This is a genomic window from Magnetospirillum sp. 15-1 (assembly GCF_900184795.1).
Taxonomy (GTDB): domain Bacteria; phylum Pseudomonadota; class Alphaproteobacteria; order Rhodospirillales; family Magnetospirillaceae; genus Phaeospirillum.
On the sequence record NZ_FXXN01000027.1, the window covers coordinates 367,428 to 384,639 of the forward strand.

The window sequence follows — 17,212 nt, forward strand, 5'->3', positions numbered from 1 at the left end:
CATGCCGGTCGTCCTGATAGACCGGGGTACGGAGTATTTTCCATGACCAAGATTCTGCTGGTCGGTTGCGGCAAGATGGGCTCGGCCATGCTGGCCGGCTGGCTCGAACGCGGCGTTTCATCCGGCGACGTGGTGGTGGTCGAACCCTCGTCTCCCGATCTGGGAGCGGTGCGGGTGGTGGCCTCGGACGCGGCCGTTCCTTCGGACTTCGCTCCCGACGTGGTGATCTTCGCCGTCAAGCCGCAGGTGATGGCCGAGGTGGTGCCGCCCTATGCCCGCTTCGAGCGCTCCGTGTTCCTGTCCATCGCCGCCGGCAAGACCATCGCCTTCTTCCGGCAGCGGCTGGGGGCTAAGGCCATCATCGTGCGGGCCATGCCCAACACCCCGGCGGCGGTGCGGCGCGGCATCACCGTGTGCTGTGCCGAGGCGGGGGTGCCGACTGGAGCGCGCGACCTTTGCCAGTCGCTGCTGGAAGCGGTCGGTGAGGTCGGCTGGGTCGAGGACGAGGGACTGATGGACGTGGTCACCGCCGTATCCGGTTCCGGCCCCGCCTACATCTTCCTGCTGGCCGAGGCCATGGAGGCCGCCGGTCTGGCCCAGGGGCTGCCACCCGCCTTGGCCGAACGGCTGGCGCGGGCCACCGTGGCGGGGGCCGGCGAGCTGCTGCGCCAGTCGGCGGACACCGCCGAACAGTTGCGCAAGAACGTCACGTCGCCGGGCGGAACTACGGCGGCGGCGCTGTCGGTCCTGATGGCTGAAAGCCATGGAATTCCTAGCCTGATGACCGAGGCGGTGGCCGCCGCCACCCACCGGGGCCGCGAGCTGGCGGGATAACCATTCCGTCAGTGCGAAATAGGCATTTTGATATTATGCGGTGCGTTCACTACGACTCCGTTTGACTCGAAACCGTCGTTGCGACTATGTTTGCTGCACCGCAACAAAAATATACGGGTTGGAGATTCTATCATGGCCGGCAAGCAGGCAGAGCAGTTCTTTGATTTCGACGTCGCCAAGTATCTGGGCGATTTCAAGGTTCCCGGCGTTGACGTCGAGACCATCGTCGCCAATCAGCGCAAGAATATCGAAGCGCTGACCCAGGCGAACAAGCTGGCCTTCGAGGGCCTGCAGAACGTGGTCAAGCGTCAGGTCGAGATCCTGCGTCAGACCATGGACGAGGTCGCCCAGGTCTCCAAGGATTTCGCCGAGCCCGGCTCTCCCCAGGACAAGGCCGCCAAGCAGGCCGAATTCGCCAAGGACGCCTTCGAGCGCGCCCTGTCCAACGCCCGCGAGCTGGCCGAGATGATCGCCAAGGCCAATTCCGAGGCTTTCGACCTGCTGAACAAGCGCTTCACCCAGAGCCTGGACGAGGCCCGCGAGGTCTTCACCAAGGCCGGCAAGAAGTAATCCTCTCGTCCGTCGAGGGATGATACGCCGACGGCCGCTCCCTGAAAGGGGGGCGGCCGTTTCGTTTCCGGCGCGATGGTCCATAGCGTGACGCCGAAAATGTGCATCACGCTAAGGCTTTACCATTTTCCCCCGCCGGGCGGGCGCATCCGTGCCCTTGGCCGCGCCCTCAACGGGCGTTAAGGCACGCCGCTCTGGCCGGCGGTCGGTGGCAGCGGGATGTTGACGGTGACCGTGGTGCCGCGTCCCGGAATGCTGGCGATGGACATGGAGCCGCCGTGCAGCTCCGTCAGATGCTTGGATAGCGGTAATCCCAGGCCGGTTCCGGCCTCCGGCTTGGCCAGTTCCGACGGGTTCTGCCCGAATGGCGTCAGGGCGACGGCGACTTCCTCCGGCGTCATGCCGATGCCGGTATCGTTGACCGTCAGGGAAAGCTGCTCGGCATCGCTTTCCACCTCCAGGATGATCCGCCCGCCCTCGGGGGTGAACTTCACGGCGTTGGACAGCAGATTGAGCAGAATCTGGCGCAGGCGGCGCGGGTCGACGGTCGCCACCGGATCCGGGTCCAGGCCGGCGATGGTCAACGAGATGTCCTTGGCCTCGGCCCGGGGCCGAATGATCCCGGCGCATTCCTCCACCAAGGTGGCGATGGCGGTGGGGCGGGCTTCCACTTCCGCCCGGCCGGCCTCGATCTTGGACAGATCGAGAATGTCGTTGATCAGCGCCAGGAGATGGCGCCCCGATGTCTGGACGTGACCGAGATAGTCATGGCAGAGCGTCTGGCGGGAATGGCCCGGAATACCGAGCATCAGAGCATCCGAAAAGCCGATGATGGCATTGAGCGGCGTACGCAGCTGGTGGCTCATATTGGCCAGGAAGGCGGATTTGGCCCGGTTGGCGGCATCGGCGGCCAGGCGGGATTGCGCCAGTTCCTCAAGGGTATGGCGTATCCGCACCAGTTGCTGGATGAGAAGCAGGGCCAGGGTGCCGATGACCAGGCCGACCAGGGTGGCCGCCGCCGCGAGCAGCAGGCTGTGGCGTCGCCAATCGGCCAGCAATGCTTCCTGCTCGCGGGAGGTCACGGCGATCACCGGATGGCCGCTGGCCTTGTGAAAGGCGTAGAGCCGCCGGTGCCCGTCCAGGGGGGAGACGATGTCGCCGCTGCCATTGGCCTCGATCCTGGTCCGCTCGAAGGCGGGGAAACCCGCCAGGGACTTGCCCACATACCGCTCGTGATCGGGAGTCCGCGCCAGGATGGTGCCGTCCGGGGTGACCAGCAGGGCGGAATCGCGGATATTGCTGGCGGCGGCCCGAAGGATCGAGGCCATCTGCTCCAGGTTGATGGTGGCGGCCACCACTCCGGCGAAGACGCCGTCCGGTGTCTCGATCCGCCGGCTCAGCACCATGATCCAGCGTCCGTCGTTGCGGCTTTGATACTCCGCTGACATAGAGGGCGGGGGACGAGCCGTCCATGTGATGGCGGAAATAGGGGCGGTCCGAAAGGTCCACCGGCTTGTGGGGATCGGGCAGATTGGTGGCCACCCGTGATACGCCATCGGGGCCGATGACCAGCAGGGCGCGGGCGGCGGGCGCCTCGGCCAATTGCCGCCGCAAGAAGGCCAGCAGGCCGGTGTTCCGTTCCTGCAGCGCCGCCACCTCGGCGGTGGCGAGCAGCACCTTGTTGACGGTGATGAAGTTGGAGGCCGCCGCCTCGGCCAGCAGATGCGCGGTATGGCGCAGGCCGGTATCCGCGTCGCGCAGCGTCTCGTGGCGTGTCACCACGATCCAGAAGATGGTGCCGCCCACCAGCAGGGCCATGATGGCGGCCACCAGCGCCGCGATCAGAAGACGGATATGGCGGGAGGCCGGGCGGCCGGAATCCGGAATCCGGGGAAAGGGTCGGCTGAACCGCCGCGGGATGCACTGTGCCGCTCTCCGCCGCTCTAAGCATCGCGGCGAGCTTAGCCCATCACGGGGTGGGGTGGGAAATGGCGAAAATGCAAATCATGCGCGCCGCTTTCCGGCCCACGGTTATTTGCCGTCTATCAGCGCGAGCAGCGGAACCCACTCGGCGGCATAGGAGCGGGCACGGCGATCGTTCGCCTCCAGCACCGTCGAACCGGCGGCGGCCACGGCGGTGTAGATCTGGCTGTCGCGTAGGCGCGCCACCACGGGAAAGCCCAATCCGCCGAAGAAGCCGTCCAGGTGGTCGCTGGCCTTGGTGCCCGGCCGCAGGCGGTTGCCCACCACCGCCACCACCCGCTTGTTCTTGCGTACCGCCTTGACCTTGGCGAGGCGCTCGAGGAAATGGGCGGTGGCGTCCTCGTCGAAGGCGCCGGGCAGCACCGGGACGACGACGATTTCCGAGATGTCGATCAGGTCCTCGACGTCCTTGTGGTGCATGGCGGCGGGGGCGTCGATCACCAGCCGGTCCAGCCCCTTGGGCGGCGAGCCCACATCCTTGGACCAGTCCAGTCCGGCGATGGCCGGCAGGGTGGCGGGGCGGCGGCGCAGCCAGTTGAGGCTGGACCGCTGGCGGTCGCAATCGCCGATGGCGGTGACCAGCCCCTTGGCGGCGAAGGCGGCGGCGATATGGGTCGCCAGCGTGGTCTTGCCGCAGCCGCCCTTGATATTTCCCACCAGCACCGTCCGCATGGTCCGCTTCCCCTCTGTCGTGCCGGGAAAACCTATCACAACGGCAGGCGCACGCGAGCCCGCAATCCGCCCAGCGGCGAGTCTTCCAGCAACACCTCGCCGCCGTGGGTGCGCACGATGTCGCGCGCGATGGTCAGCCCCAGCCCGACGCCGCCGGTGGCCAGATTGCGCGAACTTTCCAGGCGGGTGAACGGCTTGAACACCTCTTCCCGCCGGTCGGGCGGGATGCCGGGGCCGTCGTCGTCGACCAGCACCTCGGCCGTATCGCCGCGCAACCCCACCCGCACCCAGACATGGCCGGCATAGCGCACCGCGTTGCCGATCAGGTTGCCGAGCGCGCGGGCCATGGAATCCGGGCGCAGCGGCATGGCGATCTCGCCCTCGTGGTGCAGGTCGATGATGGCGCCCTGGCGGCGGAAGCGGGCCACCACCTCGTCCACCAGGGCCGGCAGGTCGGCCTGTTCCGGCTGCTCGCTGCCCTCGCCCCGGGCGAAGGCCAGATAGCCCTCGACCATGCGCTCCATCTCGGCGATGTCCTCGTCCAGTTCGGCGCGCCCCTCCATGTCGCCCATGATGGCCAGTTGCAGCTTCATGCGGGTCAGCGGGGTGCGCAGGTCGTGGGACACGCCGGCCAGCATCTCGGTGCGCTGCTGGATCTGGCGCTGGATGCGCGAGCGCATCAGGTTGAAGGCCTGGGCGGCCTGACGGACCTCGCGGGCGCCCTCGGGCTTGAAGTCGGCCACGTCCTGGCCCTTGCCGAAGCGGTCCGCCGCCACCGCCAGCTTGCGCACGCTGCGCACCTGGTTGCGCATGAACAGGGTGGCGATGCCGAACAGCAGCATGGCGGTGCCCAGCATCCACAGGATGAAGACATAGGTGGTGGAACTGAACAGCCGCTTCTTGGGGGCGAAGATTTCCAGCATGCCGTCGGACAACTGGACGCGGATCACCACCTCGCGCTCCAGGGTCTCGGCGTCGATGCGGTAGGGGCGCTGGACCCGTTCGTCCATGGCCTCGGCCAGGGCGCGCTCGAGAAAACCGGACGGAGCGCCGCGCGGCTGGTTGGGCAGGATGGTGCCGGCCTGGAAGCGGGCGTCCAGCTCCATCTTGTTGGCGGCGATGGACAGGATCAGCCGCCGCTCCGACTCGCCCGGAAAGGTCCGCATGGATTCGATGATCGAGCCGATGTCGCCGGCCAGCCCCTTGGCCAGGCGCTTGGCGACCGTTTCCCAGTGGCTGCCGTAGAAGACGTAGGCCGACACCAGTTGCAGCACCACCAGCGGCATGACGATGATCAGCAGCGACCGCCCCAGCAGACCCTGCGGAGCCAGACGCTTTAGCCAGGTACCCAGTTGAGTCATCGCCGCATGCCCCTCAAGCGCCGGGTGTCCCGATCAGTCGGGGCGCAGCATATAGCCCATGCCGCGCACCGTCTGAAGATAACGCGGCATCTTGGGGTCGTCCTCGATCTTCTTGCGCAGGCGGGTCACCTGGACGTCGACGGTGCGGGGATTGGCCGAGTTGCCGGTACGGACCGCCAGATCGTCGCGCGACACTCCCTGGCCCGCCACCTCGGCCAGGATGGACAGCAGGTCGCGTTCGGCCTGGGTCAGATGGACCGGCTGGTCGTCCTGGCGCAGTTCGGCGCGGCCCATGTCCCAGACGAAGGCGCCCAGGCGCAGCTCGTTGGTCGGCCCCGGTTCGTCGCGAGGACTGCGGCGCAGGATGGAGGCGACGCGCAGCAGCAGTTCGCGCGGCTCGAACGGCTTGGACAGATAGTCGTCGGCGCCGGATTCCAGTCCCTTGATGCGGTCGTCCACCTCGCCGCGCGCCGTCAGCAGCAAGATGGGCAGGCCCTTGCCCTCGGCCCGCAGCGAGCGGGTCAGCGCCATGCCGTCCTCGCCCGGCATCATGACGTCGAGCACCATCATGTCGAAGGCCAGCCCGGCCATGCACTGACGCGCCTCGACGGCGTCGGCGGCGGTGGCCACCAGATAGCCGTTGTCGGAAAGATATTTGCGCAGCAATTCGCGCAGGCGCCGGTCATCGTCCACCACCAGGATGTGGGCGTCTTCCATGGCTCAGGCTCCTCGGCGCGGCCCGGCGGCGCGGGCGGGGAAGCGGCCGCGACCGGCCTCGTCCACCAGGCCCAGCATCACCTTGCGGAAGCCTTCCACCGCTTCGGCGCCGGCTTCGCGATAGGCCCGCGCGATGCGGGCGCGCTGGCGCTCGGTCAGGAGGCGCTCCAGTTCGACCCCCTTTTCGGTCAGCTCCAGCAGGCGCTGGCGGCGGTCGCGCACTCCCGGCCGCTGGACGATGAAGGTCTCGGTCACCAGTTGGCCCAGCACGCGGGACAGGCTCTGCTTGGTGATGCGCAGGATGTCCAGCAGGTCGCTGACCGTGATGCCGGGATGGCGGCCGACGAAATAGATCACCCGGTGGTGGGCGCGGCCGAAGCCGTATTCTCCCAGGATGGCGTCGGGCTCGGCGGTGAAATCGCGATAGGCGAAGAACAGCAGCTCGATCCCCTGCCGCAGTTCCTCCTCGCGCAGGAACAGCGGGTTGATGCCGGTCTTGATGTCGCTCATGGCGTGGTTATGTCAGTCATGTTGACATATATGACCTATAAATGTTACGCCATGCAAGAGAGATTGGTAATTTTCCAACCTCACGCCCTGCTGCCACCTCATTATTGGAACGGAACGACCATGTCAGTCCTCCCCTTCGACGACCGCGACGGCTTTCTCTGGTTCGACGGCAAGCTGGTTCCCTGGCGTGACGCCAAGATCCACGTGCTGACCCACGGCCTGCATTACGGGTCCTGTGTGTTCGAGGGCGAACGGGTGTATGGCGGCAAGGTGTTCAAGCTGCGCGAACATTCCCAGCGCCTGATCGAGTCGGGCCGCATTCTCGGCTTCGAGGTGCCGTGGACCGTGGAAGAGATCGACGAGGCCACCATGGCCACCGTCAAGGCCAACAACATCGTCGACGGCTACGTCCGTCCGGTGGCGTGGCGCGGCAGCGAGATGATGGGCGTCGCCGCCCAGACCACCAAGATCCGCTTCGCGGTGGCCACCTGGTCGTGGCCCAGCTACTGGAGCCCCGAGGCCCGCATGAAGGGTATCCGTCTCAACGTCTCCACCTGGAAGCGCCCCCATCCCGAGACCGCGCCGACCGCGTCCAAGGCAGCGGGCCTGTACATGATCTGCACCATGAGCAAGCACAAGGCCGAGGGCGACGGGTACGAGGACTCCCTGATGCTCGACTGGCGCGGCCAAGTCGCCGAGGCCACCGGCGCCAACATCTTCTTTGTGTTCGGCGATGAACTCCACACCCCGACGCCCGATTGCTTCTTGAACGGCATCACCCGCCAGACGGTGATCGCCCTGGCCAAGAAGCGCGGCATCAAGGTGGTGGAGCGGGCCATTTTCCCCGAGGACATGACCAAGGCGTCCGAATGCTTCCTCACCGGAACCGCCGCCGAGGTGACCCCGGTGCGCGAGATCGGGACCTACTCGTTCACGCCCGGCGATATTACCCGTCAATTGATAACGGATTATGACGCATTGGTGCGTGCCTAGTTAACGGGCGGTCGCGGCGCCCTCGTGATTTTCCACGGACCTGCGGAAAGCCGGTATTTTCTTTTCTGGGCTTTCGTAATAGGCTCCGCATGGGAATTAGGATGGGCGCTGCGACCGGATCGGGCCGGCCGCGATTGAACGGATGGGAGTTTCCGTGTCGCACGCTTGGCAGAATCTTCGGCTGTCCAGCCGTTTCATGCTCATTGTCGGGGCCGGCGTCGTAATTCTGATCGCCGGTGTCGTTCTCACCATCGCCCGATTCGAGCGCGCCGAAATGGAGCGCCAGTTGCTGCAGCTCTCGGCCAACGAGATGACTTCGCTGCACGCCCTGATTCTCAACGTCATGGCCAAGCGGCCCGAGGATGGGGACAATATCGGCATCACCGTCTTCAACAACTGGTTCGATTCGCGCAACATCCACTATCCCGGCAAGGTATGGAGCGCCTGGGGGCCCAAGGTGGCCGCCCATATGAAGGAAGTCGAGCCCGAGAAGCCGGCCAAGCTGCCCAAGGACGACGTCGACCGCGAGGCCTTCGAGACCAAGGTGGCGGTCGGGCGGTTCGAGGGCGGCTTCTACCGCTATTCCCTGCCCATCGTGCTGGGCGTCACCGACGGCGCCAAGGAAGAGGTCTGTCACGCCTGTCACGGCGGCATGGGCATGGTCGACGGCGACGTGATCGCCGTGCTGTCCTCGTCGCTGTCCACCGCCGAATCCGAGGCGCGCCTGAATCAGGTGCTGACCTGGCTGGTGGTGGGCGGCATCGTCGCCACCGTGCTGGCGGTGTTCGGCGTTCGCACCATCTTGAAGCGGATCATCGCCGACCCCATCGAGGACATGACCGTGCGCATGGAAAAGCTGGCGCGCGGTGACGTCTCGGTCGGCGTGCCGGCCCTGGAGCGTCGGGACGAGGTGGGCGACATCGCCCGCGCCGTCCAGGTCTTCAAGGACAACACCATCGCCAAGCAGCAGATGGAGGTGGAGGCCCAGGCCGCCACGGCGGCGCGGGAGCAGCGCATGCACCGTCTCGAAGGCCTGATCGCCGCTTTCGACAAGGCGGTCACGGCGGTGTTGGATTCTGTGTCGGCCTCGGCGCAGCAGATGATCCACACGGCGCGCAGCATGGTGAGCTCGGCCGATCAGGCGTTGGAGAAGGCCAACAGCGCCGCCCAACAGGCCAGCGAAGCCAACCAGAATGTCGGGACCGTGGCCGCCGCCGCCGAGGAGCTTTCCTCCTCCATCAGCGAAATCGCCCAGCAGGTCGGCATGTCCAACCAGGTGGCGGTCTCCGCCACCAAGGAGGCGGAGTCGGTCAATACCCGCGTGCAGGGATTGGCCGGTGCCGCCGACAAGATCGGCGAGATCGTCGAGATGATCACCGGCATCGCCGAGCAGACCAATCTGCTGGCGCTCAACGCCACCGTCGAGGCTGCGCGGGCCGGCGAGGCCGGCAAGGGCTTCAACGTGGTGGCGTCCGAGGTGAAGAATCTGGCCCGCCAGACGGTGGGCGCCACCGAGGACATCGCGTCCCAGGTCAATACCATCCAGCAGGAAACCGACAAGACGGTGCGGGCCATCCGCGGCATCAACACCACCATCTCCTCCATGGACGGCATCACCACCGCCATCGCCTCGGCCATCGAGGAGCAGGGGGCCGCCACCCAGGAGATCGCCCGCAACATCGATCATGCCGCCTCGGGGACCAGGTTCGTCTACGCGAACATCAACGCGGTGACCCAGACCATTCACGAAACCGACCAGTCGGCCAAGGATGTGCTGGGGGCGGTGGAAACCCTGCAGCGTCAGGCCATGACCCTTCGGGCCGAGGTGGATCGCTTCCTGAGCGGCATCCGCGAGGCATAACCTGGACGTAAGAATGGGGGGCGGCGTTTCCGCCTTCCATTCCGGAGGGATTCCAGGTAACTCTGTGGCCCACAAGGTATTGAAGGGTGCCCTGGGTCAGGGTACCAGGGGGTGTTGATGAGCCTTCCCAAGACCGTACTCGATTGCCCGCACTGCCAGCAGAGCAGCGACCATCGCGTCCATTCCTATGGCGACGGTACCGCCATCGTATGGTGCGGCTCGTGCCATAACCCGCGCGAACTGCTGATGGCCCAACTGCGCCGCATGGCGCGCCAGGGCGGACGCTCGGCGACCATCGCCGCCGAATAGCTTCGGCCCTTCGAATGACGGACTGAATCGCCTATAGCGGCGGCGGCGCATCCTCGTCGAGGATGCCGGCCCCCTTTTCCTCCACCACATCGATGCAGGCCTGGACGACCGCCGGGTCGTAGCGGGTGCCGGAATGGTCCCGCAATTCCTGGATGGCGACGTCCAACCCCAGCGCCGGCCGGTAGGGGCGGTGGGAGGAGATGGCCTCCAGCACGTCGGCCACGGCGATGATCCGTGATTCCAGGATGATTTCGTCGCCCTTGAGGCCCAGGGGATACCCGCTGCCGTCCAGCCGTTCGTGGTGCTGGCGGATCATGTCGGCCACCGGCCAGGGGAACTCGATGTCCTTCATGATCTCCCAGCCCATCTGGGGATGCATGCGGATGACCTTGTGCACCTCGGCCGACAGTTTGCCGGGGCGGCTGAGGAATTCGGCCGGAATGTGAATCTTGCCGATGTCGTGCAGCAGCCCGCCGGTGCGCAGCCCTTCCACCACCGCCTCCGACAAGCCCATCCGCCGCCCGATGGCGGTGGACAACTGCGCCACCCGGCGCTGGTGGCCGGTGGTGTAGGGGTCGCGCATCTCCAGCGTCAGCGACAGCGAGCGGACGGTCTGGAGCAGCACCCGCTTCAGGCGCTCGGCGGTGGTGCGGCGCTCCTCCTCCACCGCCTTGCGCTCGATGGCGTAGAGGATGGTGCGGCGGATCAGGTTGCCGTCGCCCTGGCCCTTGACCAGATAATCCTGACAGCCGTGCTGCAGGGCCAGCAAACCCATGGATTCGTCGTCCAGCCCGGTGCAGATGACGATGGGCAGCTTCGGCGCCGCGGCGCGCAGGCGCTCCACCGTCTCGATGCCGTGGGCGTCGGGAAGCGAAAGATCGAGAAGAACGGCATCGGGGGGCGCGTCGGCGATTCCGGCGATGGCTTCGCTCAGGGTGGCGGCGCGGCGGCAATTGAAGCCGCCGACCTCGCTCAGCAGCAATTCGATCAGGCGGGCGTCGGCGGGATTATCCTCGATGACCAGAAGGTCCACGGGGCTCGATCGCATATCGGTCATTTCGATATCCCGTGTCAGATGCATCGAGTGTATCCCCGGCCCCCTGGGACGCTATCGGGCCGAAACCCGAGGCACTCCAATGTTGTGGCATAATGTAGCGAAGATGTTAAGGGGCGTGACATCGTGGCTGGTCTGCCCTTTATGCACTTTGTGATATTGATCCGATATTTGATGGGCAATCCGTTGATTAATGTCAATGGATTGAAAAACATGAATATTCTGCGCATAAACTGAAGGCGGCATTGCGCCATCCCTCTGGATAAAAATCTTTAAAAGAGGTTAATATAAGCCCAATGTAATAGGGCTGCCTGTGCGGGTGGCGTGGTGCGCTTTCAGCCGTGCCGGGAGACCCGCCGGGCCGATTGAGGGAGGGTTCCCATGGGCGGATTGAAACTCGGGATCGGGGCTAAGATTTGGACGCTGGTCGCCCTGCTGGTGGTGGGGCTGGGCCTGTTGACCATACAAAGTCTGTCGTCTACCCGTGAAACACTGGTCGAGGATCGGCGTCAGACTCTCAGGCAACAGGTCGAAACCGCGTCTAGCGTGGTGGCGCAGTATCAGCAGCGGGTGGCCAAGGGCGAAATGACGGAGAGCGCCGCCAAGGACGCGGCCTTCGAAGTATTGCGCGGTATGCGTTACGGCAATAATGACTATTTCGTGGTGACCGACCTGAACGTGGTCACGATCATGCATCCGTTGCGGCCCGACCTCAACGGCAAGGATATGTCCCAGGTCAAGGACCCCAACGGCGTCTACTTCGCCCGTCAGCAGGTCGAGGAATCCAAGCAGTTCGGCAGTGCTTACGTGGCCTATGCCTTTCCCCGCGTCAAGGATGGACCGCCGGTGCCCAAGCTGAGCTACGCCCAGATGTTCAAGCCCTGGGGGTGGACCATCCTGACCGGCGTCTATGTCGACGACATCGACGAGGCCTATCACGCCAAGATGCTCGATATCGGTGTGAAGGCGGCGGTGCTGGGCCTGCTGGTGGCACTGGTGGCGGTGCTGATCGCCCGCTCCATCACCGGCCCGCTGGGGCAGTTGGTCACCCGCATGCGGGCCCTGGCCGACGGCGATATCGCGCACGAGGTCAAGGGCACCGAGCGGCAGGACGAGATGGGAGCCCTGGCCCGCGCCATGGAGGTGTTCCGCGGCAGCGCCCTCGAGAATCGCCGTCTGCTCGACGAGCAGGAACGGCTCAAGCAGGACGCCGCCCAGGAGCGCAACCGGACGCTGCGGGACATGGCCGAGGGGTTGGAGCGCCGGGTCAAGGTGGCCATGGACGCCATCAATCGGGTGGGCCAGCGTCTGAACGGCGCGTCCAGCGCCATGACCCACACGGCGGAACAGACCTCCGAGCAGACCAGCGCCGTGGTCGCCGCCACGGAGCAGACCTCGGGCAACGTGCAGACCGTGGCCTCGGCCGCCGAGGAACTCAGCGCCTCGGGCAACGAGATCAGCCGTCAGGTGGCCCTGACCGCCGACATCGCACGGGCCGCCGCCGAGGAGGCGGAGCAGACCAATTCCATGGTGGCGGCCCTGGCCGCCGCCGCCGGCCGCATCGGCGAGGTGGTGCAGTTGATCGACGCCATCGCCGGCCAGACCAACCTGCTGGCGCTCAACGCCACCATCGAGGCGGCGCGGGCCGGCGAGGCGGGCAAGGGCTTTGCCGTGGTGGCGGGCGAGGTCAAGACGCTCGCCAACCAGACCGCCAAGGCGACCCAGGAAATCACCACCCAGATTTCCGCCGTCCAGGCCGAGACCACCAAGGCGGTGGCGGCCATCCGCCATATCGGCGAGACCATCAACCGGGTGGATGAGGCGACATCCTCCATCGCCAGCGCGGTGGAGGAGCAGAACGCGGCCATCCACGAAATCACCCGCAGCGTGCAGGAAGCGGCGCGTGGCACCCGCGAGGTGGCCGAGCATATCGGCAAGGTGGAGGAGGGAACCAGCACCTCGCGTTCGGCCGCCGAGGAAGTGGCCGGTTCGGCCAGCGAGATGGTGAGCCAGAACGGCACCCTGACCCGCGAGATCGACGATTTCCTGCGGGAAATCCGGTCACAGGCGGTGTAGCTCCGGGCATGAAAAAAGCCCCTCGGCCGCGAGGCCGAGGGGCTTTTGCCTTGGTCGTCCTACTTGAGGCTCTCGCAGAAGCGCTTGATGCGCTCGCCGGCCTTGGTCAGCGCGGCGTCCGAGGTGGCGTAGGAGATGCGGAAATAGGGCTCCAGGCCGAAGGCCGCGCCCTGGACCACCGCCACGCCCTCGGCCTCCAGCAGGGCGCCGACGAAGTCGGTGTCGCTGGCGATGACCTTGCCGTCGGGGGTCTTCTTGCCGATCAGGCCGGCGCACGACGGATAGACATAGAAGGCGCCTTCCGGAGTGCGGCAGGTGATGCCGGGGCACTGGTTCAGGAGGCCGACGATCAGGTCGCGGCGGCGCTTGAACACCTCGGCGTTCTTGGGGATGAAGTCCTGGGTGCCGTTCAGGGCCTCGACCGAGGCGGCCTGGCTGATGGACGAGGTGTGGGTCACCGACTGGGACTGGATCATGTTGATCGCCTTGATGATCGGCAGCGGGCCGGCGGCATAGCCGACGCGCCAGCCGGTCATGGCATAGGCCTTGGAAACGCCGTTCATGGTCAGCGTGCGCTCATAGAGCCTGGGCTCCACCTGGGCCGGGGTGCAGAACTTGAAGTCGTCGTAGACCAGGTGTTCGTACATGTCGTCGGACATGATCCACACGTGCGGGTGCTTGACCAGCACGTCGGTCAGGGCCTTCATCTCGTCCCAGGAATAGGCGGCGCCGGTCGGGTTGGATGGCGAGTTCAGCACCAGCCACTTGGTCTTGGGGGTGATGGCCTTTTCCAGATCGGCGGGCTGCAGCTTGAAGCCGGCGGTCTCGGGACAGGCGACGAACACCGGCTTGCCGCCGAACATCAGGGCGATGTCGGGATAGCTCACCCAATAGGGGGCGGGGACGATCACCTCGTCGCCGGGATTGATGGTGGCCATGAAGGCGTTGAAGATCACGCCCTTGCCGCCGACGCCGACGGTGACCTGGTCAGCGGTGTAGTCCAGGCCGTTCTCGCGCTTGAACTTGGCGGCGATGGCCTGACGCAGTTCCAGGGTGCCGGCCGGCGGACCGTACTTGGTCAGGCCCTTGTCGATGGCGACCTTGGCGGCGGCCTTGACGTTGTCCGGGGTGTCGAAATCGGGTTCGCCCGCGCCCAGGCCGATGACGTCGCGGCCGGCGGCCTTCAACTCGGCGGCCTTCTGAGTCACCGCGATGGTCGGGGACGGCTTGATGGCGGAAAGCCTGTCGGCGATGAACGGCATGGGTCGGGTCCTCGAAAAAGATGAGAGAATTCGCGGGGGGCGAAGTTACGCGCGCCCGCGTACGAGTGCAAGGATCATCCTGATTCCGTGATAGAATGCCTGACCGGAGCGGGGCAAGGAATGAATGCTGAAGCTCCGATTGCCATCCCGTGCGGGAAGTGGAATCATGCGCTCCCGTCTTTCAGCCTGTGGAAAGTGCCGTTTCATGAGGATCGCCGCTGCCGTCGCCGCGCTGCTCTCGCTCTCTCTGCCCGTGGCCGAAGGTGCCTGGGCGGCACCCAGGAAGGCCGCGAAGCCCGCCGCCGCCGAGGCGCGTCACGTCAGTCTGGCTGCTGCCGCCGCCAATGGCGACATGGAGGCCCAGTACCAGTTGGCCGTGGCCTATCGCGACGGCGGCCATGGGCTCAAGGCCGATGCGCAGGCGGCGCTGGTGTGGTTCATGCTGGCCGGGGCCGAGGGCCATGCCGCCGCCGCCGCCGAGGCGGCCAAGGCTTTCGAGGCCGGCAAGGGCGTCAAGCGTGACCTCAACGCCGCCGGCAACTGGTGGTACAAGGCCGGCACCCTGGGCGACGCCCAGGCCCGTAAGCGCTGGATCGATCTGTTCATCGAGGGTGAGGTTCATGCCGTCGGCAGCCGCGACGGCATCGCCTGGCTGGCCGAATCCGCGCAAGCCGGCGATCTGCGCGCCATGATGGCCCTGGCCGACGTGCTGGAGCGTGGCCAGGGTGTGGCCCCCGATTCCGCCGCGGCCGAGGGCTGGTACCGTCAGGCCGCCCTGCTGTACGGCGACGTGGAGGCCCGCTTCCGGCTGGGCCGCCTTCTGCTCGCCCGCCCGGCCATGTGGCGCAAGCCGGCCGAGGAGGATTGGAACGCCAAGGACACCGAGCGCAAGAACCGTCCGTTCGGCGCCGTGTGGTATCCGGTCAAGCCGCCCAATGCCGAGGAGGCCGGCGCGGTGCAACTGCGTCCCGGCATCAACGAGGGCGAGCGCTGGCTGCGCTCCGCCGCCCGCCGGGGCCATGCCGAGGCGCAATATCTGCTGGGCTCTGCCAAGGTGGCCGGCATGGAGCTGCCCATGGACATGGTCGAGGGCGTGGCATGGCTGGAAGCCGCCGCCCTCCAGGGCCATGCCGAGGCGCTGTTCGCTCTGGGCGATCTGGCGACCAAGGGGCAGGGCTTTTATGCCAAGGACCCGGTCCGGGCTTATGTCATGTACGATCTCGCCGCCGCCCAGGGCGAGGACAACGCCAAGGCGGCCCGCGACGCCGTCGCCAAGGGCATGAACCCGCGCCAGACCGCCCGCGCCCGTCAGCTGGTGCAGGAACTGCGCGACCTCGCCGGGCTCTGATCAGTTCTCGGCGAGCAGGGCGCGGCCCGTCTCGCCGCCATCGCCTTCCAGGCGTTCGGCGACCACCCGCTCCATGCCTTCCGCCAGCCGGACCATGCGGGCCACGGATTCCGGGGCCGGAGCCCTTTCGGCTTCGATCAGCCGGCACAATCGGTTGCCCAATTCACTGACCAGGGGATAGCCGAAGGTGGCAGCCTGGCCCTTCATGTCATGGCCGATGGTGAACAGGCGCGGCAGCAGCAGGGTAAGGTCGGCTTCCGGCGCCCGGATTTCGTCCAGGCAGGCCCGCAGCCGCGCGGCATCGGCCGTCGCCCAGTCCATATAGCGACCGGACAATCCGGCCAGGGCCGCTTCGGCGCGGGCCAGGACTTCAGGGGGGAGGTCGGGAAATTCGCCGTCTCCGGCCATGGGGGACTTATTCCGCCGCTTGTTCCGCCGTTTCCTTGCGCCGGCGATCCGATTCGATCAGGTCGGTGGCGCGGGCGATGATTTCAACGGCCGAGATGGGCTTGGCGATGATTTCGTCGATGCCGGTCTCCACCGCCGATTCCAGAACCGCGTGGTGCAGGGTGGGGCTGATGGCCAGGACCGGCACATCGGCGCGGCCGATCTCGCCCCGGCGCAGCCGGTGAAGGAACAGCACGCCCTCGGTCGGGTCGTCGCTCCAATCCATGATGACCAGATGGGGAGCCCGCTCCGCCACCAGCGTCGCCGCCTGTTGCGGCGTGCGGGCTTCGACCACCTCGTGGGCGGGCACCGCTCCCATCAACGTGCCGATCAGCCGTCGCATATGGGCGTTCGGTTCGATGATCAAGACGCAGACGCGCCGTCCCATACCGTGTTCCCCCGAGGCGTGGGGTGCTTCGGTCTGTCGGCCGTGCACCACATTTCCGCTTCCCTGTTCCGGCGCGTTGACCGGATGCGGACGCTTTTGCAGCTTATCCGGTGAATACCCTAACACTGCGGACGTGTTGTGGAAAATCGGGCCTCTAGTATTAGGTATTTCCCAGCCGAAGGGAGGTGGGCGAAGGCATGGGCCTTGCCTTGCCGCCCGTCCGGAGAGACCATGGGGACATGATGAAGAAGCTCCTCTCGCTGGGCGCCGCCGCCCTTGCCGCCCTGGTGGGCGGATGCGGCGACGGCCCATCCACGGTGCCGGGTGGCTATCGCAACGCCGCCACCTGGAGCACCTTCTTCGCCGCCACCTCGTCGGGGCCGCTGCTCATCGAGGTGCATGGCAATCCCTTCGGCGACCCGGCCGCCGAGTTGCGGGCGCGGGTGGCCAAGGCCATGTCCGCCGCCATTCCCGCCCGGCCCTTCGCCATGACCGCCGACGCCCAGGCGGCGCCGAGTCCCAAGGTGCGGGTGGTGGTGGCGCTGGGGGCGCCGCCCTCCCTGGATGCCGCCGAACTGTGCGCCGGCAAGGTGGCGGTCGCCGCCGCCAGGGCCGGGGGTGGCCGCGTGGAACTGCTGGCCGCCTTCTGCGACGGCGGCTCTCTGTTGTCCTCGGTGCGCGGCTGGGTGGCCAAGGTGGACGGCTCAGACGATGCCCGCTTCACCCGGCTGCTGGGTCAGGTCATGCGGGAACTGGCGGGCGATCCCCCCTGAGGCCGAATCCGCGCCAGGAAAGCGAAATCGTGACATTTGTTAAATAATGCGTTA

Annotated in this window: 17 protein-coding genes; 8 read left to right on the forward strand and 9 right to left on the reverse strand. The window is 66.5% G+C overall.

The features are described from left to right. The first annotated feature begins 42 nt into the window (after positions 1–42). Both proC and CP958_RS19960 read left to right on the forward strand, forming a co-directional pair. Positions 43–834 carry a pyrroline-5-carboxylate reductase gene (gene proC, locus CP958_RS19955; protein ID WP_096703940.1) on the forward strand — a complete coding sequence of 264 codons (792 nt, stop codon included), beginning with the start codon at positions 43–45 and terminating at the stop codon, positions 832–834. 132 nt (positions 835–966) lie between these two features. After that, positions 967–1,404 (forward strand): phasin family protein, encoded by a 438-nt coding sequence (locus CP958_RS19960; protein ID WP_096703941.1) that lies wholly within the window; start codon positions 967–969, stop codon positions 1,402–1,404. A gap of 179 nt (positions 1,405–1,583) precedes the next feature. On the opposite strand, the gene CP958_RS19965 is transcribed toward CP958_RS19960, so the two are convergent. From CP958_RS19965 to CP958_RS19990, 5 genes are all read right to left on the reverse strand, one after another. Next, positions 1,584–2,810, reverse strand: a complete 1,227-nt coding sequence (locus tag CP958_RS19965) for an ATP-binding protein (protein ID WP_170959043.1) — start codon at positions 2,808–2,810, stop codon at positions 1,584–1,586. A 625-nt stretch (positions 2,811–3,435) separates the two neighbouring features. Beyond that, complete coding sequence (locus CP958_RS19975; protein WP_096703944.1) at positions 3,436–4,059, reverse strand: ParA family protein; 624 nt, start codon at positions 4,057–4,059, stop codon at positions 3,436–3,438. A 35-nt stretch (positions 4,060–4,094) separates the two neighbouring features. Beyond that, positions 4,095–5,420, reverse strand: coding sequence for an ATP-binding protein (locus CP958_RS19980; protein ID WP_096703945.1), 1,326 nt, complete (start codon positions 5,418–5,420; stop codon positions 4,095–4,097). 33 nt (positions 5,421–5,453) lie between these two features. Then, positions 5,454–6,137 (reverse strand): response regulator, encoded by a 684-nt coding sequence (locus tag CP958_RS19985; protein ID WP_096703946.1) that lies wholly within the window; start codon positions 6,135–6,137, stop codon positions 5,454–5,456. Positions 6,138–6,140: 3 nt separating this feature from the next. Next, positions 6,141–6,647, reverse strand: coding sequence for a MarR family transcriptional regulator (locus CP958_RS19990; RefSeq protein ID WP_096703947.1), 507 nt, complete (start codon positions 6,645–6,647; stop codon positions 6,141–6,143). 120 nt (positions 6,648–6,767) lie between these two features. Here CP958_RS19990 and CP958_RS19995 point away from each other — a divergent pair, with 120 nt between their 5' ends. From CP958_RS19995 to CP958_RS20005, 3 genes are all read left to right on the forward strand, one after another. Then, entirely contained in the window at positions 6,768–7,640 is an 873-nt protein-coding gene (locus CP958_RS19995; protein WP_096703948.1) for a branched-chain amino acid aminotransferase, read from the forward strand. A 154-nt stretch (positions 7,641–7,794) separates the two neighbouring features. Next, entirely contained in the window at positions 7,795–9,501 is a 1,707-nt protein-coding gene (locus CP958_RS20000; RefSeq protein WP_242443013.1) for a HAMP domain-containing methyl-accepting chemotaxis protein, read from the forward strand. A 117-nt stretch (positions 9,502–9,618) separates the two neighbouring features. After that, entirely contained in the window at positions 9,619–9,810 is a 192-nt protein-coding gene (locus CP958_RS20005; protein ID WP_096703950.1) for a hypothetical protein, read from the forward strand. A gap of 31 nt (positions 9,811–9,841) precedes the next feature. Here the strand turns inward: CP958_RS20005 and CP958_RS20010 are convergent, their stop codons facing one another. Continuing rightward, positions 9,842–10,867 (reverse strand): HD domain-containing phosphohydrolase, encoded by a 1,026-nt coding sequence (locus CP958_RS20010; protein WP_242443014.1) that lies wholly within the window; start codon positions 10,865–10,867, stop codon positions 9,842–9,844. Positions 10,868–11,245: 378 nt separating this feature from the next. Between CP958_RS20010 and CP958_RS20015 the strand changes: the two genes are divergently transcribed. Then, positions 11,246–12,940 (forward strand): cache domain-containing protein, encoded by a 1,695-nt coding sequence (locus tag CP958_RS20015; RefSeq protein ID WP_242443015.1) that lies wholly within the window; start codon positions 11,246–11,248, stop codon positions 12,938–12,940. Between the two features lie 59 nt (positions 12,941–12,999). On the opposite strand, the gene CP958_RS20020 is transcribed toward CP958_RS20015, so the two are convergent. After that, positions 13,000–14,202: a pyridoxal phosphate-dependent aminotransferase gene (locus CP958_RS20020; RefSeq protein ID WP_096703952.1), complete on the reverse strand. Its 1,203-nt coding sequence runs from the start codon at positions 14,200–14,202 to the stop codon at positions 13,000–13,002. Positions 14,203–14,407: 205 nt separating this feature from the next. Here CP958_RS20020 and CP958_RS20025 point away from each other — a divergent pair, with 205 nt between their 5' ends. Next, complete coding sequence (locus CP958_RS20025; RefSeq protein ID WP_096703953.1) at positions 14,408–15,550, forward strand: SEL1-like repeat protein; 1,143 nt, start codon at positions 14,408–14,410, stop codon at positions 15,548–15,550. Here CP958_RS20025 and CP958_RS20030 read toward each other — a convergent pair whose 3' ends face one another. Together CP958_RS20030 and CP958_RS20035 are read right to left on the reverse strand one after the other, a co-directional pair. Continuing rightward, entirely contained in the window at positions 15,551–15,958 is a 408-nt protein-coding gene (locus tag CP958_RS20030; protein WP_096703954.1) for an Hpt domain-containing protein, read from the reverse strand. It abuts the gene before it with no gap. Positions 15,959–15,965: 7 nt separating this feature from the next. Continuing rightward, positions 15,966–16,385 carry a response regulator gene (locus CP958_RS20035; RefSeq protein WP_096703955.1) on the reverse strand — a complete coding sequence of 140 codons (420 nt, stop codon included), beginning with the start codon at positions 16,383–16,385 and terminating at the stop codon, positions 15,966–15,968. 239 nt (positions 16,386–16,624) lie between these two features. Here CP958_RS20035 and CP958_RS20040 point away from each other — a divergent pair, with 239 nt between their 5' ends. Then, entirely contained in the window at positions 16,625–17,158 is a 534-nt protein-coding gene (locus CP958_RS20040) for a hypothetical protein (protein ID WP_096703956.1), read from the forward strand. The last annotated feature ends 54 nt before the right edge of the window (positions 17,159–17,212 follow it).

Coding starts and splice junctions, on each gene's coding strand:
- CP958_RS20035 (WP_096703955.1), bottom strand. CDS start 16,385: ATGGGACGGCGCGTCTGCGTCTTGATCATCGAACCGAACGCCCATATG.
- CP958_RS19960 (WP_096703941.1), top strand. CDS start 967: ATGGCCGGCAAGCAGGCAGAGCAGTTCTTTGATTTCGACGTCGCCAAG.
- CP958_RS19975 (WP_096703944.1), bottom strand. CDS start 4,059: ATGCGGACGGTGCTGGTGGGAAATATCAAGGGCGGCTGCGGCAAGACC.
- CP958_RS19980 (WP_096703945.1), bottom strand. CDS start 5,420: ATGACTCAACTGGGTACCTGGCTAAAGCGTCTGGCTCCGCAGGGTCTG.
- CP958_RS20020 (WP_096703952.1), bottom strand. CDS start 14,202: ATGCCGTTCATCGCCGACAGGCTTTCCGCCATCAAGCCGTCCCCGACC.
- CP958_RS19990 (WP_096703947.1), bottom strand. CDS start 6,647: ATGAGCGACATCAAGACCGGCATCAACCCGCTGTTCCTGCGCGAGGAG.
- CP958_RS19965 (WP_170959043.1), bottom strand. CDS start 2,810: ATGGTGCTGAGCCGGCGGATCGAGACACCGGACGGCGTCTTCGCCGGA.
- CP958_RS20005 (WP_096703950.1), top strand. CDS start 9,619: ATGAGCCTTCCCAAGACCGTACTCGATTGCCCGCACTGCCAGCAGAGC.
- CP958_RS20030 (WP_096703954.1), bottom strand. CDS start 15,958: ATGGCCGGAGACGGCGAATTTCCCGACCTCCCCCCTGAAGTCCTGGCC.
- CP958_RS19995 (WP_096703948.1), top strand. CDS start 6,768: ATGTCAGTCCTCCCCTTCGACGACCGCGACGGCTTTCTCTGGTTCGAC.
- CP958_RS20025 (WP_096703953.1), top strand. CDS start 14,408: ATGAGGATCGCCGCTGCCGTCGCCGCGCTGCTCTCGCTCTCTCTGCCC.
- CP958_RS20015 (WP_242443015.1), top strand. CDS start 11,246: ATGGGCGGATTGAAACTCGGGATCGGGGCTAAGATTTGGACGCTGGTC.
- CP958_RS20040 (WP_096703956.1), top strand. CDS start 16,625: ATGATGAAGAAGCTCCTCTCGCTGGGCGCCGCCGCCCTTGCCGCCCTG.
- CP958_RS19985 (WP_096703946.1), bottom strand. CDS start 6,137: ATGGAAGACGCCCACATCCTGGTGGTGGACGATGACCGGCGCCTGCGC.
- CP958_RS20010 (WP_242443014.1), bottom strand. CDS start 10,867: ATGACCGATATGCGATCGAGCCCCGTGGACCTTCTGGTCATCGAGGAT.
- proC (WP_096703940.1), top strand. CDS start 43: ATGACCAAGATTCTGCTGGTCGGTTGCGGCAAGATGGGCTCGGCCATG.